This is a genomic window from Shewanella sp. 10N.261.52.F9 (genome assembly GCF_041471165.1).
In the GTDB taxonomy this organism is placed as follows: Bacteria; Pseudomonadota; Gammaproteobacteria; order Enterobacterales; family Shewanellaceae; genus Shewanella; species Shewanella marinintestina.
In genome coordinates, this window is the sequence record NZ_JBFRNX010000003.1 from 1 (window position 1) to 25,125 (window position 25,125).

The window sequence follows — 25,125 nt, forward strand, 5'->3', positions numbered from 1 at the left end:
AGAGTAGGTCATTTCCAGGCTCCAAATTAGTATCAAAGCCCGCTACGATGTAGCGGGCTTTTTTACGTCTGGAATTTATTAAATATCGTGCTATTTATAGGCAAAGCTTTGTCTATATCGAATGCTCCCTCCCTTTGCTAGACACCGGCTCTCTTTATTTACGCATTTTTAAGCTGTTAAAATCGATTTTAGGCAGCGTTCGCTTGTTGCTTTTATCTTTTTCTTTATTACTTAGTGTTGGTTTGATGTGAGTGATTGGTATTAATCATAATTGGTTATTGCTATTGTCTCTGAGCTTGCATATTTTAGCTGCATCAAAACGCTTTGAATTTTAAATTGCGACATCAGTTAAGGACCATCTAATGAAACTTGAAATGATTTGTACTGGCGAAGAGGTGTTAGCGGGTCAAATAGTTGACACTAATGCGGCTTGGTTTGCTAGTACAATGATGGAGCAAGGGATTGAATGTCAGCGACGTGTCACTGTTGGAGATCGTTTAGAAGATCTTGTTGCAGTATTTCAAGAACGTAGTCATGAAGCAGATATTATACTAGTTAATGGTGGTCTAGGGCCGACGAGTGACGATCTCTCCTCTGAGGCGATGGCATTGGCTAAAGGTGAATCGTTAATAGAGAATAGGGAATGGAGAGAGCGCTTAGAAGCTTGGTTTACCCGTAATGGGCGAGTGATGGCTGTAAGCAATCTTAAGCAGGCTTTATTACCTGAGTCGGCAATCATGATTGATAACCCAGTCGGTACCGCTTGTGGTTTTGCAGTTAAGCTCAATCGTGCTTGGCTTTTCTTTACACCTGGCGTGCCATTTGAGTTCAAGCAAATGGTCAAAGAGCAGTTTATTCCTTTTGTTAAGCAGCATTTCGATATTGATGGCGATGTGTCATTGCGAAAGTATTTAACCCTTGGTCGAGGTGAATCTTCATTAGCTGATGAGCTAGAAAAAATCGAGTTACCTAAAGGGATGACTATTGGCTATCGCAGCTCGATGCCACATATAGAAATTAAGCTGTTTGCCCGTGGCTACTTAGCTATTTCGCAACTCGATAAAATTGAAGCACAAATCCGCTTTTTACTTGGTAATGCAATCGTTGCTGATGAGAAAGTGAGTTTAGCTGCTGAAATCCATGAATTGATGCTCAGTGCTGGATTAAGTTTAAGTGTTGCTGAGTCATGCACTGGTGGCATGATAGCGAGCCAACTCATCGATTTCTCTGGAAGTTCATCTTATTTGCATCATGGCTTAGTGACCTACAGTAATGAGTCTAAAGTGAAGGTACTAGGCGTTAAGCCAGAAACCTTGGATGATCATGGGGCTGTTTCTATTGCTACTGTAGAAGAGATGGCCAAAGGCGCAAGAGCGATACTCGATAGTGATTTTGCTTTAGCGACTAGCGGCATTGCTGGTCCTACTGGCGGTACAGAGGATAAGCCTGTTGGAACGGTCGCAATTGCATTAGCGACAAAAGGTGCGGTTTATAGCCAGATGATTAAATTGCCTAGACGCTCTAGGGGCTTAGTACGTAGCTTAAGTACCGCTGTAGCATTTGATATGTTGCGACGTGAACTATTAGGTGAGGCGGTTATTGTTGACTATGAATCGATAGGTCGCTTTAAAAAGTAATACCAATCAGTATAAACATTTAGTCGCTCAGCGAGAGTTTAGCGTTTTTGGCTGCCTACTTCTGCGTTGAATAGATTTATAAGGGAATAACCATTATTACAGCTATTCGTCTTGAATTAGTTTGCCAAAAATCGTTCTGAGCTGATCAAACTCTTATACTGATTGGTATAATACGGCAATAGCAAGTTTTACAGATAATAAAAAGCAGGATCATTAGATCCTGCTTTGTAGTATTAAGGCCTCTTAATAGACATTATTCGTCAAATACTAAAACTAATTTACCAGGTTTGACTTCAATTCGCTTGGTCATATCGGCGACTAGTGCTTGTTTAGACTCTTTCATGTCAACAACATATACAGGTTGTGTCTCGAGAAATTGAGTTAAAAAGCCCATTAGTTGTGGTGCGATAGAGCCAATAGCTTTTTCGATATCTTTTGGTGTTGATTCGACCTTTACTAATTGCAGGTTTCGCAAGTACACGCTGTGATTCGTTGCATCATACCAAGGCTCTGCTTCAAACTGGGTGACCAGATCGGCATTAATTGGCAACATAGGATTACGTACTCTGACTAAGGTTACAGCTGATACGCTCATAGTATTGGGCTTATCACCTAAGGTAACTTTTATATCATTGACGCGTAAATCTATACCAAAGATTTGATTGCCTTGTTTTACCTCAAAATGCATTTCGTCATTGAGGTAACCTTCTAGCTCTTTTTCTGTAATGCTGTATTGACTGACACAGCCAGTCAATAGCAGTATGGCGCTAGCAAGCGCAACTTTTAATAACTTCATTTAACCTGTATTTCTCATTCCTGCAGCAACACCTGCAATCGTTAGCATTAGCGCTAACTCAACATTCTGAGAAGATTGCTCCTCTCGGCGTGTTCTTGCAAGTAATTCTGCTTGTAGGAAGTTTAAAGGATCAATATATGGGTTTCTTAACTCAACTGATTCACGATTCCATGGAGTATGAGCCATTAGGCTTTCTGCTTGAGTCAGCTCTAATACCGCGGCAACTCCGGTAGCTAATCGCTCTCTAAGTTGTATACCTAGGTGATGTAGTTCTGTCGGCACTAAGCTGGTTTCGTAAAACTTAGATAAGTTAGGCTCGGCTTTAGCATAGACCATTTCTAACATAGAAATACGTGTGGTGAAGAACGGCCACTGTTTCTCCATCTCTTGTAGCAATGACAGTTCGCCTCGTTCCGTCGCGGCTTTTAGTGCTTCACCAGCGCCTAGCCATGCAGGCAGCATTAAGCGGTTTTGCGACCAAGCAAAGATCCATGGGATCGCACGTAGGCTTTCAATGCCGCCATCTACACGACGCTTTGCTGGACGGCTACCGAGGGGGAGCTTGCCCAGCTCAACCTCTGGTGTTGCTGCACGGAAGTAAGATACAAAATCAGGCTCCTCACGCACCATAGCACGGTAAGCTTGCACTGAATCGCTAGCGAGGCGCTCCATGCATTCACGCCATTCAGCCTTAGGCTCTGGTGGAGGCAGCAAGGTGGCTTCCATTACTGCAGAGGTATATAGCGCAAGACTCTGTACAGCCAGTTTTGGTAAGCCAAACTTGAAGCGTATCATCTCGCCTTGCTCTGTAACACGAATACGACCATCAACTGAGCCAGGAGGCTGAGATAAAATCGCTTGGTGAGCAGGTCCACCGCCTCGACCAATTGTGCCGCCGCGACCATGGAATAATGTTAGTTTGATATTGGCTTCTTGGCTAATCGCGACCAGCTTTTCTTGCGCTGTATATTGCGCCCATGCAGCCGCCATAACACCAGCATCTTTAGCTGAATCAGAGTAGCCGATCATGACTTCTTGTGTGCCTTTGGTATAGCCACGGTACCAGTCGATAGCAAATAATGCAGACATACAGGCTGATGCATTATTTAAGTCATCTAAGGTCTCAAATAAAGGCACTACACGAATTGGGTGTGGGCAGCCAGTTTCTTTTAGTAATAACAATACTGCTAATACATCTGATGGCTGACTCGCCATAGAGATAACATACGAGCCCATTGCGCGTGCTGGTTGGCTGGCGACTAATCGGCAGGTTTTCACTACTTCTTCAACTTCAGCTGAGGCTTGCCAATTTGCTGGAATCAACGGACGCTTGCTAGAAAGCTCACGTAGCAAGAATGACTGCTTCTCGCTTTCATCCCAGTGAGCGTAATCGCCCATACCTAAGTAGCGTGTCAGCTCGGCAATGACATCGGCGTGACGTTGTGCATCTTGGCGCACATCGAGTCTCAGCATATGAATACCGAAACAAGCAATACGGCGTAGCATATCGAGCAGTAAGCCATTAGCAATTAAGCTCATGCCTTGGTCGCATAAGCTCTTATAAAGCATCATTAGCGGATCTTTTAGATCGCTTTCATGCCAAATAATATCTTTTGGATTAACGTCCGGCTGATGTCCTTCAAGTTTTTCATTGAGGTAATCGATGGTTGTTCTAAGCTTTTTACGCAGATCTCTAAGTACATCGCGGTAAGGTTCACAGCTATTATTGGTATAGGCTAACAACTCGTCATTAGCGCCTTCCATTGATAACTCATTCACCAATAGCACAACGTCTTTTAGATAAAGGCGCGCTGCAGTGTGACGGTTTCGATCAAGCACTTCTTGGGTAACAGTTGACGTGACAAATGGATTGCCGTCACGATCGCCACCCATCCAACTTGAGAATCTCACTGGGGCGATATCGATAGGTAACTGGGTATTGGTGCGCTCTTCAACTTGCTGGTTGAGTTGACGTAGAAAGTCAGGAACAGCTTGCCATAAAGAGGCTTCAATTGTGCTTAAGCCCCAGCGTGCTTCATCAACAGGAGTTGGGCGCTCGTTACGGATTTCATTGGTATGCCAGATTTGCGCAATAAGCTGACGCAAACGCAAATGGTGCTGTTTTTTCTCCTGCTCGGTAAGCTGAGTGTTCTCGAGTGCAGTTAATGAGTCGATTACTGCTGAGTATTTTTGAATTAAGGTACGACGAGAGATCTCAGTCGGGTGCGCCGTTAATACTAGATCAATATCGAGCGTCTTAAGACAAGCGAGTACTTTCTCTTGGTCGATGTTTCCACCAAGCATGCGTCCTAATAGTTGTTCTACAGGGTCGGGGACACAAACTAGCTCGTCACAATTACGGCTAATGGTATGGAATTGCTCAGCGATATTCGCAAGATTTAAAAATTGGTTAAACGCTTTAGCAAAGGGAACTAGCTCATCATCGCTTAAAGAAGAAAGCAAAGTCAGCATCTCTGTGCGAGACGCGTCATCGCCTTGGCGTGAGCTTTTTGCAAGATGACGGATCTGTTCAATTTTTTCTAGGAACGAGTCATCAAGATCGGTGCGGATTGTGTCACCTAAAATCTGCCCTAAGGTTCCAACGTTAGACCTTAGCGAGGCATACATGTCTACCATACGTGCTCCATATCGGTAAGCTAATCGATCACAATACCTAGCGGCGTTACGCTAGGCAATGGCCGAGATTAAAATATCCGGCTTGAATAGGCTTTATACCACTTTTTGAATATCAATCTTGTAGAGAGTATTCAATTTAGCCTATAAAGCGCCGAGAAATAACGATTTATTTTATACAGGCGTGATAAATCAGATTTTTTAATAGATCTTTTGTGCGCGCAATATAGCTAAGATCTAAATATTCATCAGGTTGGTGTGCCTGCTCGATACTGCCGGGACCGAGTACCAAGGTTTGGCAACCTAGCTGGCTAATATAGGGAGCTTCGGTTGCGTAGTTGACGACTTCAGGCTGACTGTCGCTCAGCTCTGCTACCAGCTTGGTCCAGCTGCCGTCTTTGTTATCTGCAAAAGGCTCTGAGCCTGGGTATAAAGGCGCCACCTGAACAGCTCTCGGATACTCACTGCAAATAGGCGCTAAGTAATTGGCTACCATTAGCTCTAAATCCGCTAAGGGTAAGCTTGGTATCGGGCGCAGATCGATATGTAAATCACAGCAACCACAAATTCTATTCGCGGCGTCACCGCCATGAATATGGCCAAAGTTCATGGTTGGGTAGGGGACACTAAAAGCCTCTTCACGATAGTTATCGGCTAAGTGTTGTTTTAGCTTGAGCAGTTGCCCAGTGACTTTATGCATGATCTCAATAGCATTAAGGCCTTTAGCTGGATCAGAGGAATGACCGCTGCGGCCAGTTACTCGGATGCCTTGAGTAAAGTGACCTTTATGCATATATACCGGTTTTAAGCTGGTGGGTTCACCAATAATTGCGTAGTCCGGTGCAATCGATTTCGCAGCGGCAAATGCTTTAGCGCCATTCATGGTGGTTTCTTCATCGGCGCTGGCCAAGATATGCAACGGACGCTTAAATTTGTCCATAGGTAGCTCTTGTAATGCTGCTAACACTAACGCGAAAAAACCTTTCATGTCACAAGTGCCTAAGCCGTACCAACGATTATCTTTTTCAGTTAAGAGAAAAGGATCTTGGCTCCAACGCCCCTCATCAAAAGGCACTGTGTCGGTATGACCTGCTAAAAGTAACCCTCCCTTACCTTGACCGAATGATGCGACTAAGTTGTGTTTATTACGTGTATTGGCAACAGGAACGGATTGGCATTGCATACCGAGATCTGAGAACCAAGTATGCAGTAGTTCTATGACCGCTTTATTACTCATATCTTGATCAGCTTCAAGCGCACTAATCGACGGTGCTGCAATCAGTTGGCTAAAACTGTTTTTAATTTGTGGAAGTGTTTTCATTAAAAAATACCTAAATATATATTCAAATATATTGCATAATTAATTTTGCGTGTTAGTCTATCAAACAGCTAAGGCAACTACCACAATTCAATGGTCTGTTTAATGAGAGTAATTATGTTCAATCTGGTTCAATTTATAGTAGTTAAGGTTATTTATACCCAATTCCTGCGACGATAGTCTTGTCATTAATGGTGTTCAGCCAGGGCTTAAGTTGTGCCCATTCTTTTTTTCGTTGTGTCATCTAATTTCAAGATTAAGGTTTTAAAGTCATAGACTATGAAAAATATAGCCATTATTGGCGCTAGTGGATACACAGGCGCACAGATTACTTCTCTTATAAATGCCGAAGCGAATTTATCAATTCAAGGTCTTTATGTTTCTGAAAACAGCCTAGATAAAGGTAAGCCTCTATCTGAGCTTTACCCTACATATAGCCATATTTCGTTATGTCTAAATCCTCTTACTGAAGATGCAAAGCACACTATAGTTGCTACGGCTGATGCGGTTGTTCTCGCGACCGATCATGCCGTGAGTTTACATCTGGCTGCTTGGTTTTATCAGCAGGGCGTCGCGGTGTTTGATTTGAGTGGTGCGTACCGGTTTAGCGATGTGGCGCAATACCCTAAGTGGTATGGTTTTACTCATGAATACCCTGAAGTGCTGGCTGATGCTGTTTATGGTTTAGCAGAATGGAATAGCGAGCAAATTGGCAAGAGCAAACTGATTGCGGTACCAGGTTGCTATCCAACAGCTTCACTGACTGCACTAAAGCCTATTGCACATCTGCTAACTGATGTTTTCCCGGTGATTAATGCTGTTAGTGGTGTCACTGGAGCAGGTAGAAAAGCGCAGCTTCATACCAGTTTTTGTGAAGTGAGTTTGACACCCTACGGTGTGCTTGGGCATAGACACCAACCTGAAATAGCGACTCAGTTAGGCCAAGAAGTTATTTTTACCCCTCATTTAGGCAATTTTAAACGCGGTATTCTTGCCACTATTACCGCCAAGCTCAAGCCTGGGACAAGCACTGGTGATGTAGCTCAAGCCTTCCAATATTACGACTCTGCCGAGCTGGTCACTGTAAAACACAATCAATTCCCTAAGGTAGACGATGTGGTACAAACCGCGAACTGCCACTTAGGCTGGAAGTTTGATGAAGCAACAGGATATCTCGTTGTTGTTAGTGCAATAGATAACTTAATGAAAGGGGCTGCAAGTCAAGCAATGCAGTGCATAAAGATTCATTTTGATACGCAAGATGGGCTGTAAGGTGGAAAAGCATATGACTGAAACTCACGGAGTAAGCGCTCAGGTTAAGCCTGTCATGATCCTTAAGGTTGGTGGCGCATTATTGCAATGCGAAATGGGCATGGCACGTTTAATGGACGCAGCTGCAACCATTATTAGCCAAGGCCAACCACTTATTATGGTTCATGGTGGCGGTTGTTTGGTTGATGAACAGCTAAAAGCGAATGGTATGGAGTCGGAAAAGCTCGATGGTTTAAGGGTTACGCCTGAGCAGCATATACCTATTGTTGTTGGTGCGCTGGCTGGCACCTCAAACAAAGTACTGCAAGCCGCTGCAATAAAAGCCGGTATTACTTGCTTGGGTATGAGCCTTGGTGACGCGGACATGATGACTGCAACGATTAAAGATCCGCAGTTAGGGCTGGTGGGCGAAGTTACCCCAAATGATGCTAGTTACCTTAATTTTGTTTTATCAAAAGGCTGGATGCCTATCATCAGCTCAATTGCTATTAGTGGCCAAGGTGAATTGCTTAACGTTAATGCTGATCAAGCGGCTACCGCATTGACTCAATTGGTATCTGGCTCTCTGGTGTTGTTATCGGATGTATCAGGTGTACTTGATGGTAAAGGGCAGTTAATTAGTAGCTTAAACCGCGCACAAGTTAATGAGTTAACCAAAGTTGGTGTCATTGAGAAAGGCATGAAAGTCAAAGTAGAAGCTGCGTTAGACGTTGCTGAATCCATGGGACAAGCCGTACAGATTGCCTCTTGGCGGCAGGCACAACAATTAATCGCATTATGCCAAGGTGAAACCGTTGGCACCCAGATCCAACCACAAAATCAGTAATAGCGGAGCTATTTTATGCAACATTTACTATCGATTAAAGATCTTAGCCAGCAAGCGTTACTTGACCTATTGGCACTGGCACAAACGATTAAAGCTAACCCTGCCGAGTATAGAAATGCATTAGACGGTAAGAGCGTGGTGATGCTATTTGAAAAGCCATCGCTAAGAACCCGAGTGAGCTTTGATATTGGTATTAACAAGCTAGGTGGCCACTGCTTATATCTAGATCAGCAAAATGGCGCACTCGGTAAACGTGAACCTGTATCTGATTTTGCGGCCAATATCTCATGTTGGGCCGATGCGATTGTGGCACGAACTTTTTTGCATTCAACCATTGAAGAGCTTGCTGAACACGGCACAGTGCCTGTGATTAATGCACTGTCAGATCTTTATCATCCTTGCCAAGGTCTGGCCGATTTTCTGACGTTAACCGAACAATACGGTGACGTTAGCAAGGTAAAACTTGCCTACGTAGGCGATGGCAATAACGTCACTCATTCGTTGATGTTTGGCGCAGCAATTTTAGGGGCTCAACTTACGGTTATTTGTCCTCCGGGTCACTTTCCTGATGGCAAGGTAGTGTGTGAAGCGCAAGAGCTGGCGGCAAAGCATGGCGGTAAGCTGATTTTAAGTTCTGATATTGCAGCGATTGAAGATCACGATGCGATTTATACCGATACTTGGATTTCTATGGGCGATAGCGCATCGATGGAAGAAATAGAAGCTAAATTTAAACCTTATCAAGTCAATGCTGAGTTGATGCAAAAAGCGGGTGCTAAACACTTTATGCACTGTTTACCCGCTTATCGTGAAGTGGAAGTGACAGCAGAGATTGTTGACGGTGAAGGCTCACTTATTTTGCATCAGGCTGAAAACCGTATGCATGCACAAAATGCGGTATTGGTAACGCTGTTAAGTTAATAATTTTATAAAAACAACCGTCAATTGGCGCTAGCGAATTGAGTACAAATCAGTAGTAGGAAAATAAAATGTCTAATCAAAATGCAGTATTAAATGCTCAGGCAGATATCAAAAAAGTCGTATTGGCGTATTCAGGTGGTTTAGATACCTCAGCGATTATTCCTTGGTTAAAAGAAACTTATAACAACTGCGAGATCGTGGCATTTTGTGCCGACGTGGGTCAGGGCGAAGCCGAGTTAGAAGGGCTATATGAAAAAGCCATCGCATCGGGTGCATCTGAATGCTATATCGTCGACCTAAAAGAAGAGCTGGTGGCCGATTATATTTACCCAACTATTGCGACCGGTGCTATTTACGAAGGTACTTACTTACTGGGTACTTCAATGGCGCGCCCAATTATTGCTAAAGCTCAGGTAGAGGTTGCACGTAAAGTGGGTGCTGATGCAGTTTGTCATGGTTGTACAGGTAAAGGTAACGATCAAGTGCGTTTTGAGGGTTGCTTTGCCGCGCTAGCGCCGGATCTAAAAGTGATTGCACCTTGGCGTGAATGGGAAATGGTAAGTCGTGAAGATCTACTTGATTACCTAGCTGAGCGTAATATTGCGACCTCTGCATCAGCGACTAAGATCTATAGCCGCGACGCTAACGCATGGCATATTTCTCATGAAGGCGGTGAGTTAGAAGATCCATGGAACGAGCCTTCAAAAGGTGTTTGGACCATGACTGTTGCACCAGAAGATGCGCCTAATCAACCAGAATACGTATCACTTGAGCTTGAGCAAGGCAAAGTCACCAAAGTTAATGGTGAAGCATTTAGTCCTTATAAAGCGCTGATGGTATTGAATGAAGTCGCCGGTGCTCACGGTGTGGGCAGAATAGATATTACTGAAAACAGACTCGTTGGCATGAAGTCACGTGGTTGTTACGAGACCCCTGGTGGTACGGTAATGTTTGCAGCATTGCGGGCAATAGAAGAATTAGTACTTGATAAGACTAGCCGTGAATGGCGTGAGCAAGTGGGCGCGCAGATGGCGCATCTAGTTTATGACGGTCGTTGGTTTACGCCACTATGTGAATCACTATTAGGCGCATCAAAGCCACTAGCAGATTTAGTTAATGGCGAAGTGGTGGTTAAGCTTTATAAGGGGCAAGCTAGCGTAGTGAAAAAGCGTTCACCAAATAGCTTGTATTCAGAAGAGTTTGCTACTTTCGGTGCCGATGATGTGTATAACCAAAAAGATGCCGAAGGCTTTATTCGTCTGTATTCGCTTTCAAGCCGGATCAGAGCATTGCACCAGCAAAAATAAGTCGTAGATCAATCAAAGTTAGTAAGCGCTAACATTAAGCGTGTTAGCGCATTAAAACATAGGCTTAAAGGCGGAATATTTCGCCTTGTATGATATAGAGGAAGTCAAAATGGCATTATGGGGCGGCAGATTTAGCCAAGAAAGCAGCGCACTGTTTAAACTTTTTAACGACTCATTACCGGTAGACTTCCGCCTTATTGAGCAAGATATCATTGGCTCAATCGCTTGGGCGAGCGCTATTACTCAGGTGGGTATTCTTACTGAACAAGAGTGTACTGAACTACATCAAGCACTTAATGAGCTACTGGGCGAGACCATCGATAATCCGGAGCTGATTATTGCTTCGGGTGCAGAAGATATTCATAGCTTTGTAGAGCAGTCGCTTATCGCCAAAGTCGGTGACTTAGGCAAGAAGCTGCATACCGGGCGTTCACGTAACGATCAGGTTGCTACCGATCTTAAGCTTTGGTGCAAAAAAGAAGGTGGTCAGCTACTTGGGTTGCTCACCAAGCTAAGAACAGCATTAATTGAGCTCGCGGAGCGTGAGTTAGATGCGGTTATGCCGGGCTATACGCATTTACAAAGAGCACAGCCAGTAGTATTTGGACATTGGTGCTTAGCGTATGTAGAAATGTTTGAGCGTGATATTAGTCGCCTACAAGATGCTTTAAAGCGTGCAGATACTTGCCCATTAGGTACAGGGGCTCTGGCCGGTACAGCCTATCCAATGGATAGAGTGAAGCTGGCACAATCGCTAGGTTTTGCATCGCCAACTTTAAATAGCTTAGATACGGTGTCTGATAGAGATCATGTGATTGAGATCTGTAGTGATGCTTCTATCAGTATGATGCATTTAAGCCGTATGGCTGAAGATCTGATCTTCTTTAACAGTGGTGAAGCGGGCTTTATCGATCTTGACGATGAAGTGACTTCAGGCTCTTCACTGATGCCACAAAAGAAAAACCCAGATGCATTAGAGTTGATTAGAGGTAAAACAGGCCGTGTATATGGCAGCTTAATGGGGATTTTAACCACCATGAAGGCGTTGCCACTTGCATATAATAAAGATATGCAAGAAGACAAAGAAGGCTTGTTTGATGTAATGGACAGCTGGTCAATTTGCTTAGAGATGGCAGCATTAGTATTGAGTGGCTTAAAAGTGAATCGCGAAAAGACTCTTAGCGCGGCAAAGCAAGGTTATGCTAACTCAACCGAATTAGCGGATTACTTGGTAGCTAAAGGGATGCCGTTTAGAGAAGCGCATCATGTTGTTGGTGAAGCGGTTGTAAGCGCGATTGCCAAGCAAACACCGCTAGAAGATTTAACCCTAGAAGAGTTACAAGCATTTAGTCCTGTGATTGAAGCAGATGTATATGATTGCTTAACTATCGAGTCTTGTTTAGCTAAGCGTGAAGCTTTAGGTGGGACATCATTGCCTCAGGTAAAGAGTGCCCTAGCGGTAAAGCAATCGAGCTAATTTAGTTTAAGTAGGCCAATAAAAATGCGGTTATAGCCTTGGCTATAACCGCATTTTTGTAAGTGGACTTTAATGAGAGCTATTACTCTCCAATGCTAACTTTATTGGAATAAGTCTTCTTCAGACTTATCAATAAAGATATCGCTATTATCTTCTTGGTCGGTTACATACTCAGTTGGCTCTGTACCAGAAATAAAGTACTCAAACTTACTGGTGTAGTCGGTTTTACGAGTCAGTTTACCTGTCGCCAAATCAATTCTGGCAGATACAATTCCTTCTGGTGGTGATACAGGTATTTCTGGTGTGCCTTCTAGGGCATACTTCATAAACTCGTTCCAGCCAGGACCTGCGGTTTTAGCCCCCGCTTCGGCAAGCGAGATTTGATCTTTCGCGCCATTTGCATTCCAGCTTGTACGGCCTAGCTCTTGGCTGTGATCATCAAAGCCAACCCAAACTGTAGTGGCTAGTTTTGGATTAAAACCACTGAACCACGTATCACGGGATTCATTGGTGGTACCTGTTTTACCTGCAATATCACGACGTTTTACCACTCTAGCAGCGCGCCACGCAGTACCATTCCAGCCAGTGCCTTTACTCCAGTCACCTCCACCCCAAATTACACTCTTAAGTGCTTGAGTGATCAAAAATGCAGTTTGCTCTGAGATAATTTGTGGCGCATAACGTGCGTCTTCATCACCACATTGCAATGTGTCATCTATTTCTGGCAATTGTTCTAATGGCGTAGTACTAGCTTGAAGTTCATGGGCCATTGCAGCAAATGGGTCATCGTTAATAATCACTTCGTCAACTGGAGGCTTACATGCCAACGTCGGTTTAGTTTCCTCAACGATATCGCCATTAGCCGTTTCTACACGCTCAATATAGTAAGGCTCAACTAAAAAACCCCCATTGGCAAAAACAGAGAATGCAGTAACAACTTGTAGTGGGGTCACCGATGGTGAGCCGAGTGCAATTGATTCGTTACGAGGCAGATCGGCAGGATCAAAACCAAACTTAACGAGTTCTGCAATTGTTGCATCAAGCCCCGCATAACGCATGGCTCTGACCGACATCACGTTAATCGATTGTGCTAAACCTACACGCAGGCGAGTAGGTCCACCATAAACGTCTGGAGAGTTTTTAGGACGCCAAGCCGTACCTTGTCGAGTATCAGGTTTATTAATCGGTGCATTGTTGATTAAGGTTGAAAGGGTATAGCCTTTCTCCATCGCAGCGCTGTAAATAAATGGCTTAATATTAGAGCCTAGCTGACGTTTAGCTTGAGTTACACGGTTGTATTGACTTGTGTAGAAGCTAAATCCGCCAACTAAGGTACGAATTGCCCCGTCGTGTGGATCGAGTGATACAAGTGCACTGGCAACTAAAGGTACTTGGCTTAACTGCCAGAAGTCACCGTTGTTACGGATCCATACTTGCTCACCAGGTTTTAGGACATCAGAAGCTAGCTTGGGAGCCTTACCTTGGCGTTTATTGGTAATAAACTTGCGTGCCCATTTAATGCCATCCCATGAAAGCTCAATGGTTTCGCCTTTAGCTGTCATTACGCTAGCAGTTTGCTCGTTAACTGAAAGGACTGCAGCCGGGAACATACCTTGGAATGCACCCGTTTGTTTCAGCTTAGCTGTGATCTCTTCTGGCTCAAGCGCCGTAGTTGTCCATAATTCTTTTACGCGGCCGCGGTAGCCATGACGTTCATCGTATGAATAAACGTTATTACGCAATGCTTTTTGGGCATCTAACTGTAGTTTTGAATCTACGGTGGTATATATATCATAACCGCCAGTATAGGCTTCTTCTTCGCCTAGCTTAGCAACTAAATAGTCACGAGCCATTTCTGAAACATAAGGCGCATAAAGATCGATAACAGCGCCATGGTATTTCGCTGTTATAGGGCTATCTAACGCAGCTTGGTATTCTGCACTATTAATGTAGCCCACTTCGTTCATACGCATAAGTACAACGTTACGACGTGCTAAAGCACGGGTTTTTGAAGTAATCGGATTTAGAGTCGAAGGTGCTTTTGGTAAGCCGGCAATGACAGCCATTTCTGGCAAGGTAAGCTCACCGACCTCTTTACCGTAATACACTTGAGCAGCAGCACCGACACCATAAGCGCGTTGGCCTAAGTAGATGCGGTTAACATATAGCTCTAAAATTTCATCTTTAGTGAGTAGTTGCTCTATATGAATCGAGATAAAAATCTCTTTTACTTTACGAATAATGGTTTTATCGCGAGTCAAAAAGAAATTACGCGCAACCTGCATGGTAATGGTACTAGCGCCTTGTTTCTTTTCACCTGTGGCAAGCATAACTGAAGCTGCACGCAGAATACCGATTGGGTCGATACCCTTGTGTTCATAAAAACGGGCATCCTCAGTAGCGATAAAGGCTTGTAAGAGTGGCTTAGGAACGTCTTTCAGCTCTAATGGAATACGGCGCTTTTCACCAAACTGAGAGATCAGTTTGCCATCACTGCTATAGATGCGAAGCGGTGTTTGTAGCTTTACTGTCTTTAGTGTTGTGACATCCGGTAGATCCGGAAGTACATAAAAATAGGCTGCAACAATTGCAGCGATCCCAAGTAAACCTAGGCTAAAGAAAGCTATAAAAAGTCGTTTTAACCACTTCACCGCAATATTCCAAGAATTAAAATAAGAACAATAGTATATAAGCCGTGGCCAAAATGGTGAAGTCTTGTCGTTCTATTTCGGTAATGCTTTTGACTGATAACTTAAAAGCAGCGGGTGTTTCAGCATTATTTTTAACTTTTCAAACTAAAATTTGTCTGAAGGCATAAAATCCTGTCACCAGTGCTTATAACTATATATCGCTTTGCTTATAGCGTTTTCATCTGAATTTTTGATATTGCTGGTCATTATTTTACAAATACTGAGTATCAAAAGAGCTAAGCATGGTCGTTACTAGTAAGTGATTAATATGAAGTCAAAAAAATGGCATTTGTAAATTGGGGAAACATTTTGTACAAATAACTGTAACGAGTTGATTCTGTGCTAATCTACTCTGGATATAAAAACTAAAAAAGTGACCTTGGACTATGCTTTCTAATTTTTGGAAGCGTCAAGCTCCGCAGATGGTAGGGATAGATATTGGATCCCATGAAGTAAAAGCGATACTGCTGAGCAAGACTGCTGATGGATATAAAATATTAAGCCACGCAGCTGTTCCCTTAAAAAAGGGAGCCATTAATGATCATGAAATTCGTGATAGTGAAGCGGTTATTGATGCATTAAAGCAAGTAAAGCGTGTATTGCCCAAGTCGACCTCGTTTGCTGCTGTTGCGGTTTCAGGTTCGGCGGTCATGACTAAAGTTATTTATATGGACTCGGCTTTAAGTGAAGAGGAAATGGAGGCTCAAATTGAGATTGAAGCAGATAACCTGATTCCTTATTCACTTGACGAGGTTAATATTGATTTTGAAACACTGAGTAGTAATCGTAGTGACCCAACAAAAGTTGACGTATTGCTTAGTGCCTGCCGTAGTGAAAATATTGATAGCCTAATAGATTCACTCGATGCTGTTAATTTAGAAGCCAAAGTTGTTGATGTTGAAGGATATGCATTGGGGCGTTCTTTTGATGTTATTACTAAGCAACTCCCTGAAGACGTTAATGACAAAGTGGTAGCGCTGGTGGATATTGGCGCAAATATTACCACTTTCTCAGTGGTCGAAAATGGTGAAACCGCCTTTGTGCGCGAGCAAGCATTTGGCGGTGACCAGTTTACCCAATCGATATTATCTTTCTATGGTATGACCTATGAGCAAGCCGAAAAAGCTAAGCTAGAAGGTGATTTGCCACGCAACTATGTGTTTGAAGTTCTATCACCATTCCAAACGCAGTTATTACAACAAATAAAGAGAACCTTACAAATCTATTGCACATCAAGTGGGCGCGATAAAGTTGATCATATTGTGCTTTGTGGTGGCACAGCGAAACTGGAAGGTATGGCCAACCTAATGATTAATGAGTTAGGTGTTCGTACGATTATCGCTGATCCGTTTCAAGGTTGTTTGCATGCTGACCCTGAGATAAAGGATTTCCTCCAGCCTCAAATTAGTAAATATATGTTGGCCTGTGGGTTAGCGCTAAGGAGTTACTCTGAATGGCGAACATAAACTTACTACCTTGGCGTGAAGAAGCTAGGGAAAAACAAAAGCGTGACTATACCGGTATATTAGCTTTGGTTTTTTTGGTTTCTGGACTCGTTGTTTATCTATTTCTTATGACTATCGATATGTTTGTTGATGACCAGAAAAGCCGTAACACTTATTTGCAGTCAGAAATTCAATTGTTGGAATCTCAAATCGCTGAGATCACTAAAATTCGTACTCGTAAAAAAGATATAGAAAGACGCACTGAGATTATTTTGGATCTACAGCAATCTCGAAATTTGCCGACTCATGTACTCGATGAACTGGTTAGAGTCGTTCCACCAGGGATCTATCTTTCAAGTATTGAAAAGAAAGGCAGTCAGTTGTGGATAGAGGGTCGCAGTGAATCCAATAATAATGTGGCTAATATGATGAGAAAGGTCGCCGCCTCATCTTGGCTACATGACCCCAATATGCAATCGATTGTGGCGCAAAAAGAAGAATTAAGGCAATTACAACGTTTTACGTTGCGAGTTTCTATCGTTAATGATGCCGCTAACAGCCAGACTCAAGGGGCAAGCAAATGAACCTCGATTTAAGTCAATTTAATGATATCGACTTTGAAAATATTGGCGCCTGGCCGCAATTAGTTAAAATCGTTTTTGCCGTGATGCTAGCTGTTTGTGTTTTTGTCGGCAGTTATTTTCTGTTTGTGTCAGAAGCGCTTGATAGGTTGAATGCAGAGCAGCAAAAAGAGCTGCAACTGAAAACGGACTTTAAGTCTAAGTATCAACTCGCAGCTAACCTTAAGTTATATCGTGAACAGCTGGCAATGATGGAGATTCAATTTGCTGAACTTCTAAAAATGCTTCCTTCAAAAAATGAAATGCCTGGCTTGCTTGACGATATAACATTTGTTGCGACAGATTCAGGTCTCAGCATTAAAAGCTTAGATTGGGACTCTGAAATTCCTCGTGACTTTTATATTGAATTCCCAATTAAGATTGTTGTTAGTGGTGATTACCATGAACTGGGGCATCTAGTTGATGGGGTGGCAAAGCTTCCGAGAATTGTGAGTTTGCATGATTTTGTTATTCAGCGTAACGACTCTGGTAATCTGGGGATGGATATCTTAGCGAAAACATACCGCTTTAAAGAAGGCGCAGAGTTACCGCCTAAGGGATCACAGGGGGCGGTTAAATGATGAGATTGCTACCGCTGTTAATGTTTAGTGTTGTATTAACTGGCTGCACTGGAGATAAAAGTGATTTAGAGCTTTTTGTTACGACGACTAAAGCTCAACATGTTGCGCATATCCCGCCGTTAAAAGAAACGCCTAAATTTGAACATTTTGCATATCAAGCTGATTTGATGCGCAGCCCATATGTACCGCCTTCAAGAGAATTAACTGAAGAAATCATCGATACCACAAAAGATTGCTTACAACCGGATCTTAAGCGACGTAAAGGCCGCTTAGAAACCTATGCTTTAGATAATTTAAAAATGCGTGGCACTCTAAGTGAGCAACAAGATATTTGGGCTCTACTTGAGACCGCAGATGGCAGTGTTTATCGTTTAGGTGTAGGCCAATATTTAGGCCTCTATCATGGAAAGATAGCCAAAGTGACACCACAAACTGTAGAAATTATAGAATTAATTCCAGACGGGTCAGGTTGCTGGACTGAAAGAAACAGTAGCATGGAATTGACTGGGGAATAATAAGAGATGACTGAGGGAATAATGAGATCTTTAACCACGCTAAAAGCCAGTTATAAGGATGTGTCATTTTTAAAGGCACTTATTGGTTTCGCATTAATCGTTGGTATGACTCAGCATTCATATGCCGCTAACCGACTCCTAGACGTTAAGTATCATGCCGTTGTCGATCATCAGCTTGAGCTACAATTAATTTTTGAAAACGATATTCAAGAGCCTGACATAAACCTGAATGCATCTCCCTCGCAGATCATCCTTGGTTTTGCCGATAGTATTTCAGCATTAGAAAAGCAAACGCTACCGATAAAAACAGTGGGTGTGGAAACCGTAAGCACAGTGCCTAATGGCACTGCTTTGCAGGTTTTTATCGGTCTTGATGAAGTTAAGCCTTACCAAGGTAAAGTGGTAGGTAATACTTATCGATTAACTATTAATGATGAGATTGCCAGTCAAAATACAACGGGTAATAACCCTTTTGTAAATAGTATTGAGAATATTGATTTTCGTCGTACTGCTGACGGTGGTGGCGAATTATTGGTAAAACTCAATAACAGTTCTGTGGCCGCGAATGTGGAACAGGTTGGGGCTAAATTGGAGCTGAAACTGTATAACACCGAGATCGGTAGTGATTTCTTGTATGTTATGGACGTTTATGACTTTGCCACCCCAGTAAAAAGTTTTGAGACTTTTAAAGAAGATTTAACTGCACGTTTCGTTATCGATATTGAAGGTAACTATGAATACAACTATCAACAAGATGGCAGTTTATTTAAGTTGTCGATGAAAAAAACGAAGCGGATGAATATCGTTAAAGAAGAGAAAAAGTACGACGGGCGTTCGCTTTCATTAAACTTCCAAAATATTTCAGTTAGAACCGTGCTGCAGATTATTGCTGATTATAATAACTTTAACTTAGTTACTAGCGACACGGTTGAAGGCGACATTACTTTACGCCTAGATGATGTGCCTTGGGATCAGGCTTTAGATCTGATTTTGCAAGCTAAAGGCTTAGATAAGCGTATCGAAGGTAATATCTTAATGATTGCGCCTAGTGAAGAGATTGCTATTCGTGAAAGCCAAGAACTTAAAAATAAACAAGAAGTAAAAGAGCTGGCACCTTTATATTCAGAATATCTACAAATTAACTACGCTAAGGCAAAAGATATTGCTGCCTTGCTAAAAGGAGAAGATTCTAGCCTGTTAAGCACCCGTGGTAGCGTTGCCGTTGATGAACGAACCAATACATTGCTAGTGAAAGATACCGAAGAGACGTTAGAGAACATTCATCGCTTAATTGAAGTACTTGATATTCCTATTAAGCAAGTACTGATTGAAGCGCGTATGGTAACGGTTAAAGACGATGTCTCTGAAGATTTAGGTGTTCGTTGGGGGATTACAGACCAACAAGGTAATAAAGGCACTTCAGGCAGTTTGGAGGGGGCTGGAGACATAGCAAATGGCATCATTCCAGGTTTGGATGACCGTTTAAATGTAAACTTGCCAGCAGCGGTTGCAAATCCAACGAGCATTGCATTTCATGTCGCTAAGCTTGCTGACGGAACAGTGTTGGATTTAGAGCTTAGTGCGTTAGAGCAAGAGAATAAGGGTGAGATTATCGCTAGTCCGCGCATTACGACTTCTAACCAGAAAGCTGCCTTTATCGAGCAAGGTGTCGAGATCCCTTATGTAGAAGCAAGTTCGAGCGGTGCAACCACGGTAACTTTTAAGAAAGCGGTGTTGTCACTGCGGGTTACTCCACAGATAACACCTGATAATCGTGTTATTTTGGATTTAGAAATCACTCAAGATTCACAAGGTAAAACGGTAGATACGCCGACAGGGCAAGCTGTTTCGATTGATACCCAGCGCATTGGTACCCAAGTGCTGGTGGACCATGGCGAAACGATTGTACTCGGTGGAATTTACCAGCAGCAGCTAATCAGTCGTGTCAGCAAGGTACCTATATTAGGCGATATTCCCTATTTAGGTTTTATGTTTAGAAACACCTCGGACAAAAATGAGCGTCAAGAGTTACTCATTTTTGTGACACCTAAAATAGTTTCAGAATCGCTATAAAATAATCGAGCAGATAAAGCTAGTGCAGAATGCTAGCTTTATCGTTTTGGTCGATACATTTTTGATAGAAATGCATTCCCCGCTTGCCATAGATGGCACTTAGCTGAGATAATCAGCGGTCAAGTCTCAATAGAGCAAGGTAAGATTAAAGGTCAACTCCGTTTATTTGAGTTGACGTAGGCAAACTTAAATAAGATTCAGACGTATAAATCAAATGGCCGAGAAACGTAATATTTTCCTAGTAGGCCCTATGGGGGCTGGTAAAAGCACTATAGGCCGTCATCTGGCACAGATGCTGCACTTAGAGTTCCACGATTCAGATCAAGAAATTGAAAGCCGTACAGGTGCCGATATCGCTTGGGTTTTTGATGTTGAAGGTGAAGAGGGTTTCCGCAACCGTGAAACACAGGTTGTTGCTGATCTAACCGAAAAGCAGGGTATTGTTTTAGCAACAGGCGGTGGTTCAATTCAAAGCAAAGAGATCCGTAATAATCTTTCTGCTCGCGGCATCGTTGTCTACCTAGAAACAACGATTGATAAGCAAGTTGCACGTACGCAAAGAGATAAGCGTCGTCCATTGCTTCAAGTTGATGACCCAAGAGAAGTGCTAGAAAACCTAGCTGAGGTACGTAATCCTCTATATGAAGAGATTGCAGACGTCATTGTAAAGACTGACGAACAAAGTGCCAAAGTTGTAGCAAACCAAATTATTGAACAGTTAGGTTTTTAAGATATGACGAAACAAGTTCTGGTTGAGCTCGGAGAGCGAAGTTACCCAATTGAAATTGGCCAGAATTTGTTTTGTAGTAGCGAGCCTTTGGCTCGCTATCTGCAACATAAAAATATCCTAATCGTCACTAACGAAACGATAGCGCCTCTATACCTTGAAAAGGTACAAGCTATGCTGTCGGATTTCGTATGCGTCAAGCCTGTGGTTCTACCCGATGGTGAGCAATACAAAACCCTCGAACAGATGAATTCTATATTCACTTCACTACTAGAACAAAACCTAGGCCGTGATACGGTGCTGGTGGCGCTAGGTGGTGGCGTGATTGGTGATATGACAGGCTTTGCCGCTGCGAGTTATCAACGCGGTGTCGACTTTATTCAAATTCCAACGACGTTACTGTCTCAGGTGGACTCATCTGTTGGTGGTAAAACTGCAGTTAATCACCCATTAGGCAAAAATATGATAGGTGCTTTCTATCAGCCTAAATGTGTATTGATTGACACTAATTGCTTAAGCACCCTACCCAAGCGTGAGTTTGCAGCAGGGATGGCTGAAGTCATTAAGTATGGTGTTATTTGGGATGCAGAGTTTTTTGAGTGGCTTGAAAACAATGTCGATGCATTGAAGTCATTGGAAAAAGAAGCTCTTGAATATGCTATTAGCCGCTGCTGTGAAATAAAAGCAGAAGTGGTAGAAAAGGACGAAACTGAGCAAGCAGTTCGAGCATTGTTAAACCTCGGACATACCTTTGGCCATGCCATCGAAGCTGAAATGGGCTACGGCGTATGGTTACATGGTGAAGCAGTATCTGCTGGCACAGTCCTTGCTGCAATAACCTCTAATAAGCTTGGGTTAGTTAATGAGTCAATTGTTTGTCGGATAACGGCATTGTTAGCCGCATTTGATTTACCAATAACAGCGCCCGAAACAATGAATTTTGAACAATTCATTAAGCATATGCGCCGCGACAAGAAGGTGCTTAAAGGCCAGTTACGATTAGTGTTACCTGAAGGCATAGGTCAAGCAGGGATCTATAGTGACGTTACCGATGAGCTACTGGAAGAGGTTATCAACTGCGCATAAACCATGTAGCAGGTGATCAGTGAACGCATTACTCATTATCAATATATTGTTTTTACAGTCTTCTTTCGACAAAGCTTTTCTTTTTTGTCGCGCTTCTCTGCTGCCAAAAATTAATGTTACGCCCCGCATGATTCTAGTGAATTGGAGACGAGCCTAATGCCGTTTTCCGATTCAACATTACTCCCCAGCCAGGATGGTTTACTGCACCGACTATGGCATCTTAGTATTTATGGCCAACAGTTAATGGTATTGACGGGATCTGAAGGAGCCGGCAAAACGACATTAGTGACAGCGTTATTAAATGAATTAGAGCAGCATAGCTCAGCTTTCGTTATCTGCCCTAAACACTGTGATAGTGCAGAAATCCGACGTAAAGTTTTGGTGCAGCTACTAAACGATCCTGTATTTGATGACGATATTCCGCTGCCTGAAAGCTTGTTAAGTGTGGTTGATTCATTGCCTGCTGAAAGTTGCATTGTGCTGGATGACGCGCATTTGTTACCACTAGAGATTTGGGCTGAATGCATTGTCCTTAGCCAAATATCGTTAGCGGGTAAGTCGATTAAAATTTTAATGACATCGCCACAGGAATTTTTTGCTGAGGTTTCTAAGCAGCTTCCTGAACATTTAGTTGAGCAAGTCGTAGCAATTGATATTGAGCCATTAGAGCAAATTGAAAGAGAAGGGCTTTATTACACGTTATTAAACCGCAGTGAACAGCAGCCTTTTACACCAAGAGATATCGTTAAAAATCGTTTGGAGATGCAGCAAGGGACTCCTAAAGAAGTTGTTGGTTTACTTGAGCTATCGCTCAATGGCGAGCCTACAGAAGCAGCAACAAAAAACCACTTTAAAGCCATTATGACATTATCGCTGCTTGGATTACTGGGTTTGCTAACATGTTTATGGTGGTTTTTAAAAGCGGATAATTTCCCGCAGCAAACTCGCAATAAAGTTGAGTTTGCCATCCAAGCGAATAGCTCTGCTCGGGATTTTGTTATCGATTATGCCGAACGAGTACTTGCCAATTACTCATTTTATTATCGTGGAGTGGAATCGAACGCTGCAAGTAATACTAATGTTGAGTTGGATATTGTAGTACCAAAAGTGAATCGCAGAGAAGATGATGCAGCCGGAAATGAGAGCCTCTCGATAGCAGAAATTACTAAGCAGCTTGATATGCAAGTTAAACCTGAAGCGAATAAAAAGGTCACAAGTTTTACAGCACGCCAAGTAGTGAGCTTTAATGACTCTGCTGATGGTTACTTGGATACCAAGCTAACAAATCCAACAGAATTACTAGAAGTTACCAAGCGGTTCATTAAGCCTCGTCAGGGATACACGCTGCAATTAGCGAGTGTTAAGCGCTTAGAGTCTCTTAATAATATGCTGCTCCTACTCGAAGGAGATTCTCAGGTAAATGTAGCGCGTTATAGAGACCGTTGGGTCGTGCTAACTGGTCACTTTGAAAGCCGAGAAAAAGCATTAAAACAGTCAGCATTGCTGATGGAAAAAACCGGGATCCCACAACCTTGGCTCCGAGCTTGGAAAAATCTTAATGAATATGAGTTACAAGAAGTGGTTCCAACTCGTGAAATTCAATAATAAACAGAGTACAATCGTCAGCTCTCTTTTTTTCACAGTGTTCAATCAATTTAAATGATTAAAAAACAAAGAGCCTTTTTAAAGTGGGCTGGCGGAAAATTTAAACTGATTGAAGCCTTATCAGCACATTTACCTCAAGGTGGCCGCTTGGTCGAACCTTTTGTTGGTGCCGGCTCAGTATTTCTCAATACTAATTATGATCGTTATTTATTGTGCGATATTAATCATGACTTGATTAATCTGTATAAGATTGTGCAAAAAGAGCCTGAGAAATACATAAAAGCGGCTAAAGCACTTTTTGTTCCTGAAATGAATGAAAAAGAAGCCTATTACAAAGTCCGTACAGATTTTAATACCACCAAAGATCCATTTAAGCGTTCTGTTTACTTTCTATATATGAACCGCCATGGCTTCAATGGCTTATGCCGTTATAACCGTAAAGGCGGTTTTAATGTGCCGTTTGGTTCTTATAAAAAACCTTACTTCCCAGAGAAAGAGATCCGTGCTTTTTCAGAAAAAGCCCAAAATGCTGAGTTTCATTGTATTGGTTATGAGCAAGCTATTGAAATGACAAAAACGGGAGATGTGGTTTATTGCGATCCGCCTTATGCTCCACTGTCATCAACGGCGAGTTTCACTACCTATGTTGGCAGCGGCTTTTCATTAGATGATCAAGCATTACTTGCTAGGCACGCTCGCCATACAGCAATAGAAAGAGGTATTCCAGTGCTGATCAGCAACCATGATATCCCACTAACTCGGGAACTGTATCATGGGGCACGATTTGACACGATCCAGGTACAGCGCAACATTAGTCAGAAAGGCAGCGGGCGTAAGAAGGTTGATGAGCTGATGGCGCTATATGATGACTCTTATCATAGCGAGAATGACTAATCTTATTAAGTAGGTGCCGACTTGCTTCAAGCTGAACTAAACGAGCACTTGCTTAACAATAAACAGTAAGCTAGCCACAAATATAAACGCCAAAATTAGCCCCATGACAATGAAAGGAATTGGGGATTTCGTTTGAAAGTCCCGTTGACGGTTCTTTTCAGTTTGCACGCCGAAAAATGCTGCAATAGTACTTAAAAATATCTGCCAAAATCGATGTATCATAAGATAACTATTTGTTTAACGGTGAGCTTTTATTGATAGGTGCACTTTCATGACCATAGAGCAGTTCAAACAGATCGATGAAATGCAATTGATTTGTTTGACTTTCACCTGTTAACCAACTTTTCCAGCTTAAATCAGTGGATTGGCTGGCGCAGCGGTTACTCGGGTGGCTTGCTGGAAGACTTGGGTTGTATTGGCTTTGCGGGTCATCACAAACACATGCCGCATTGGCGGTGTTTTCTTCACGATCTGAAGACAATGCAAAACTTGTGATTGCAGTGCAAGTTAGCGCAAGAATAGCAGCAGACTTTGCTATTGCTGTATTCTGAAATAATCCTTTCATCACGCCTCCTTATATTACTTGTCGCAGTATTATAGCAAATGTGGCTATATTTTAAACATTTTTTACTTGTAAATTCTAATTTACTGATTGGTTGAATTATTTTATCGACTCAATTTAGTTGAAATGGGGGCTTGAG

21 protein-coding genes are annotated in these 25,125 nt (G+C 42.6%); 15 read left to right on the plus strand and 6 right to left on the minus strand.

All coding sequences use genetic code 11. From position 1 onward, the window contains the following. The first annotated feature begins 362 nt into the window (after window positions 1-362). Complete coding sequence (locus tag AB4298_RS02390) at window positions 363-1,637, plus strand: CinA family nicotinamide mononucleotide deamidase-related protein (RefSeq protein ID WP_371985634.1); 1,275 nt, start codon at window positions 363-365, stop codon at window positions 1,635-1,637. Between the two features lie 253 nt (window positions 1,638-1,890). Here AB4298_RS02390 and AB4298_RS02395 read toward each other — a convergent pair whose 3' ends face one another. The 3 genes from AB4298_RS02395 to argE all read right to left on the minus strand — a co-directional run bounded on the left by AB4298_RS02395 (window position 1,891) and on the right by argE (window position 6,388). Then, on the minus strand, window positions 1,891-2,433 hold the full coding sequence (locus AB4298_RS02395; protein WP_371985635.1) for a YceB family lipoprotein: 543 nt from the start codon (window positions 2,431-2,433) through the stop codon (window positions 1,891-1,893). Continuing rightward, a complete protein-coding gene (ppc, locus tag AB4298_RS02400) occupies window positions 2,434-5,070 on the minus strand; it encodes a phosphoenolpyruvate carboxylase (RefSeq protein WP_371985636.1) in 2,637 nt (878 codons plus the stop codon). It abuts the gene before it with no gap. Between the two features lie 166 nt (window positions 5,071-5,236). Beyond that, complete coding sequence (argE, locus tag AB4298_RS02405; RefSeq protein WP_371985637.1) at window positions 5,237-6,388, minus strand: acetylornithine deacetylase; 1,152 nt, start codon at window positions 6,386-6,388, stop codon at window positions 5,237-5,239. 276 nt (window positions 6,389-6,664) lie between these two features. On the opposite strand from argE, the gene argC reads away from it, so the two are divergent. The 5 genes from argC (at window position 6,665) to argH (ending at window position 12,188) form a co-directional block, all read left to right on the plus strand. Next, window positions 6,665-7,657: an N-acetyl-gamma-glutamyl-phosphate reductase gene (gene argC / locus AB4298_RS02410; protein ID WP_249000003.1), complete on the plus strand. Its 993-nt coding sequence runs from the start codon at window positions 6,665-6,667 to the stop codon at window positions 7,655-7,657. A 13-nt stretch (window positions 7,658-7,670) separates the two neighbouring features. Then, window positions 7,671-8,483 carry an acetylglutamate kinase gene (argB, locus tag AB4298_RS02415; RefSeq protein ID WP_371985638.1) on the plus strand — a complete coding sequence of 271 codons (813 nt, stop codon included), beginning with the start codon at window positions 7,671-7,673 and terminating at the stop codon, window positions 8,481-8,483. Between the two features lie 15 nt (window positions 8,484-8,498). Beyond that, complete coding sequence (locus AB4298_RS02420) at window positions 8,499-9,404, plus strand: ornithine carbamoyltransferase (RefSeq protein WP_249000005.1); 906 nt, start codon at window positions 8,499-8,501, stop codon at window positions 9,402-9,404. 68 nt (window positions 9,405-9,472) lie between these two features. Continuing rightward, the gene (locus AB4298_RS02425) at window positions 9,473-10,711 is read left to right on the plus strand and encodes an argininosuccinate synthase (RefSeq protein WP_249000006.1); all 1,239 of its coding nucleotides are present in this window, start codon (window positions 9,473-9,475) and stop codon (window positions 10,709-10,711) included. 109 nt (window positions 10,712-10,820) lie between these two features. Beyond that, window positions 10,821-12,188, plus strand: a complete 1,368-nt coding sequence (gene argH, locus AB4298_RS02430; protein WP_371985639.1) for an argininosuccinate lyase — start codon at window positions 10,821-10,823, stop codon at window positions 12,186-12,188. Window positions 12,189-12,289: 101 nt separating this feature from the next. Here argH and AB4298_RS02435 read toward each other — a convergent pair whose 3' ends face one another. Beyond that, window positions 12,290-14,839 carry a penicillin-binding protein 1A gene (locus AB4298_RS02435; RefSeq protein ID WP_249000008.1) on the minus strand — a complete coding sequence of 850 codons (2,550 nt, stop codon included), beginning with the start codon at window positions 14,837-14,839 and terminating at the stop codon, window positions 12,290-12,292. A 425-nt stretch (window positions 14,840-15,264) separates the two neighbouring features. Between AB4298_RS02435 and pilM the strand changes: the two genes are divergently transcribed. The 9 genes from pilM (at window position 15,265) to AB4298_RS02480 (ending at window position 24,424) form a co-directional block, all read left to right on the plus strand. Beyond that, a complete protein-coding gene (gene pilM, locus AB4298_RS02440; protein ID WP_371985640.1) occupies window positions 15,265-16,344 on the plus strand; it encodes a pilus assembly protein PilM in 1,080 nt (359 codons plus the stop codon). Further along, window positions 16,332-16,907 (plus strand): PilN domain-containing protein, encoded by a 576-nt coding sequence (locus AB4298_RS02445; RefSeq protein WP_249000010.1) that lies wholly within the window; start codon window positions 16,332-16,334, stop codon window positions 16,905-16,907. Before pilM ends, AB4298_RS02445 begins: the two co-directional genes overlap by 13 nt. Further along, window positions 16,904-17,524 (plus strand): type IV pilus inner membrane component PilO, encoded by a 621-nt coding sequence (gene pilO / locus AB4298_RS02450; protein ID WP_249000011.1) that lies wholly within the window; start codon window positions 16,904-16,906, stop codon window positions 17,522-17,524. Before AB4298_RS02445 ends, pilO begins: the two co-directional genes overlap by 4 nt. Continuing rightward, on the plus strand, window positions 17,524-18,039 hold the full coding sequence (locus AB4298_RS02455) for a pilus assembly protein PilP (protein WP_249000104.1): 516 nt from the start codon (window positions 17,524-17,526) through the stop codon (window positions 18,037-18,039). The genes pilO and AB4298_RS02455 overlap by 1 nt, the downstream gene beginning before the upstream one ends. Window positions 18,040-18,060: 21 nt before the next feature. Continuing rightward, window positions 18,061-20,112: a type IV pilus secretin PilQ gene (locus AB4298_RS02460; RefSeq protein WP_249000012.1), complete on the plus strand. Its 2,052-nt coding sequence runs from the start codon at window positions 18,061-18,063 to the stop codon at window positions 20,110-20,112. Between the two features lie 214 nt (window positions 20,113-20,326). After that, the gene (aroK, locus tag AB4298_RS02465; RefSeq protein WP_012279139.1) at window positions 20,327-20,842 is read left to right on the plus strand and encodes a shikimate kinase AroK; all 516 of its coding nucleotides are present in this window, start codon (window positions 20,327-20,329) and stop codon (window positions 20,840-20,842) included. Between the two features lie 3 nt (window positions 20,843-20,845). Beyond that, window positions 20,846-21,925 carry a 3-dehydroquinate synthase gene (gene aroB, locus AB4298_RS02470; protein ID WP_249000013.1) on the plus strand — a complete coding sequence of 360 codons (1,080 nt, stop codon included), beginning with the start codon at window positions 20,846-20,848 and terminating at the stop codon, window positions 21,923-21,925. 156 nt (window positions 21,926-22,081) lie between these two features. Next, window positions 22,082-23,530 carry an ATP-binding protein gene (locus tag AB4298_RS02475; protein ID WP_371985641.1) on the plus strand — a complete coding sequence of 483 codons (1,449 nt, stop codon included), beginning with the start codon at window positions 22,082-22,084 and terminating at the stop codon, window positions 23,528-23,530. A gap of 54 nt (window positions 23,531-23,584) precedes the next feature. After that, window positions 23,585-24,424, plus strand: coding sequence for a Dam family site-specific DNA-(adenine-N6)-methyltransferase (locus AB4298_RS02480; protein ID WP_249000015.1), 840 nt, complete (start codon window positions 23,585-23,587; stop codon window positions 24,422-24,424). 36 nt (window positions 24,425-24,460) lie between these two features. Here AB4298_RS02480 and AB4298_RS02485 read toward each other — a convergent pair whose 3' ends face one another. Beyond that, window positions 24,461-24,646: a DUF2970 domain-containing protein gene (locus AB4298_RS02485; protein WP_249000016.1), complete on the minus strand. Its 186-nt coding sequence runs from the start codon at window positions 24,644-24,646 to the stop codon at window positions 24,461-24,463. A 7-nt stretch (window positions 24,647-24,653) separates the two neighbouring features. Continuing rightward, window positions 24,654-24,989: a hypothetical protein gene (locus tag AB4298_RS02490; RefSeq protein WP_249000017.1), complete on the minus strand. Its 336-nt coding sequence runs from the start codon at window positions 24,987-24,989 to the stop codon at window positions 24,654-24,656. Between the last annotated feature and the right edge of the window lie 136 nt (window positions 24,990-25,125).

Excerpts from the sequence above, each read along its gene's own strand:
- AB4298_RS02390 (WP_371985634.1), top strand. The coding sequence starts at position 363 with ATGAAACTTGAAATGATTTGTACTGGCGAAGAGGTGTTAGCGGGTCAA.
- AB4298_RS02395 (WP_371985635.1), bottom strand. The coding sequence starts at position 2,433 with ATGAAGTTATTAAAAGTTGCGCTTGCTAGCGCCATACTGCTATTGACT.
- ppc (WP_371985636.1), bottom strand. The coding sequence starts at position 5,070 with ATGGTAGACATGTATGCCTCGCTAAGGTCTAACGTTGGAACCTTAGGG.
- argE (WP_371985637.1), bottom strand. The coding sequence starts at position 6,388 with ATGAAAACACTTCCACAAATTAAAAACAGTTTTAGCCAACTGATTGCA.
- argC (WP_249000003.1), top strand. The coding sequence starts at position 6,665 with ATGAAAAATATAGCCATTATTGGCGCTAGTGGATACACAGGCGCACAG.
- argB (WP_371985638.1), top strand. The coding sequence starts at position 7,671 with ATGACTGAAACTCACGGAGTAAGCGCTCAGGTTAAGCCTGTCATGATC.
- AB4298_RS02420 (WP_249000005.1), top strand. The coding sequence starts at position 8,499 with ATGCAACATTTACTATCGATTAAAGATCTTAGCCAGCAAGCGTTACTT.
- AB4298_RS02425 (WP_249000006.1), top strand. The coding sequence starts at position 9,473 with ATGTCTAATCAAAATGCAGTATTAAATGCTCAGGCAGATATCAAAAAA.
- argH (WP_371985639.1), top strand. The coding sequence starts at position 10,821 with ATGGCATTATGGGGCGGCAGATTTAGCCAAGAAAGCAGCGCACTGTTT.
- pilM (WP_371985640.1), top strand. The coding sequence starts at position 15,265 with ATGCTTTCTAATTTTTGGAAGCGTCAAGCTCCGCAGATGGTAGGGATA.
- AB4298_RS02445 (WP_249000010.1), top strand. The coding sequence starts at position 16,332 with ATGGCGAACATAAACTTACTACCTTGGCGTGAAGAAGCTAGGGAAAAA.
- pilO (WP_249000011.1), top strand. The coding sequence starts at position 16,904 with ATGAACCTCGATTTAAGTCAATTTAATGATATCGACTTTGAAAATATT.
- AB4298_RS02455 (WP_249000104.1), top strand. The coding sequence starts at position 17,524 with ATGAGATTGCTACCGCTGTTAATGTTTAGTGTTGTATTAACTGGCTGC.
- AB4298_RS02460 (WP_249000012.1), top strand. The coding sequence starts at position 18,061 with ATGAGATCTTTAACCACGCTAAAAGCCAGTTATAAGGATGTGTCATTT.
- aroK (WP_012279139.1), top strand. The coding sequence starts at position 20,327 with ATGGCCGAGAAACGTAATATTTTCCTAGTAGGCCCTATGGGGGCTGGT.
- aroB (WP_249000013.1), top strand. The coding sequence starts at position 20,846 with ATGACGAAACAAGTTCTGGTTGAGCTCGGAGAGCGAAGTTACCCAATT.
- AB4298_RS02475 (WP_371985641.1), top strand. The coding sequence starts at position 22,082 with ATGCCGTTTTCCGATTCAACATTACTCCCCAGCCAGGATGGTTTACTG.
- AB4298_RS02480 (WP_249000015.1), top strand. The coding sequence starts at position 23,585 with ATGATTAAAAAACAAAGAGCCTTTTTAAAGTGGGCTGGCGGAAAATTT.
- AB4298_RS02485 (WP_249000016.1), bottom strand. The coding sequence starts at position 24,646 with ATGATACATCGATTTTGGCAGATATTTTTAAGTACTATTGCAGCATTT.
- AB4298_RS02490 (WP_249000017.1), bottom strand. The coding sequence starts at position 24,989 with ATGAAAGGATTATTTCAGAATACAGCAATAGCAAAGTCTGCTGCTATT.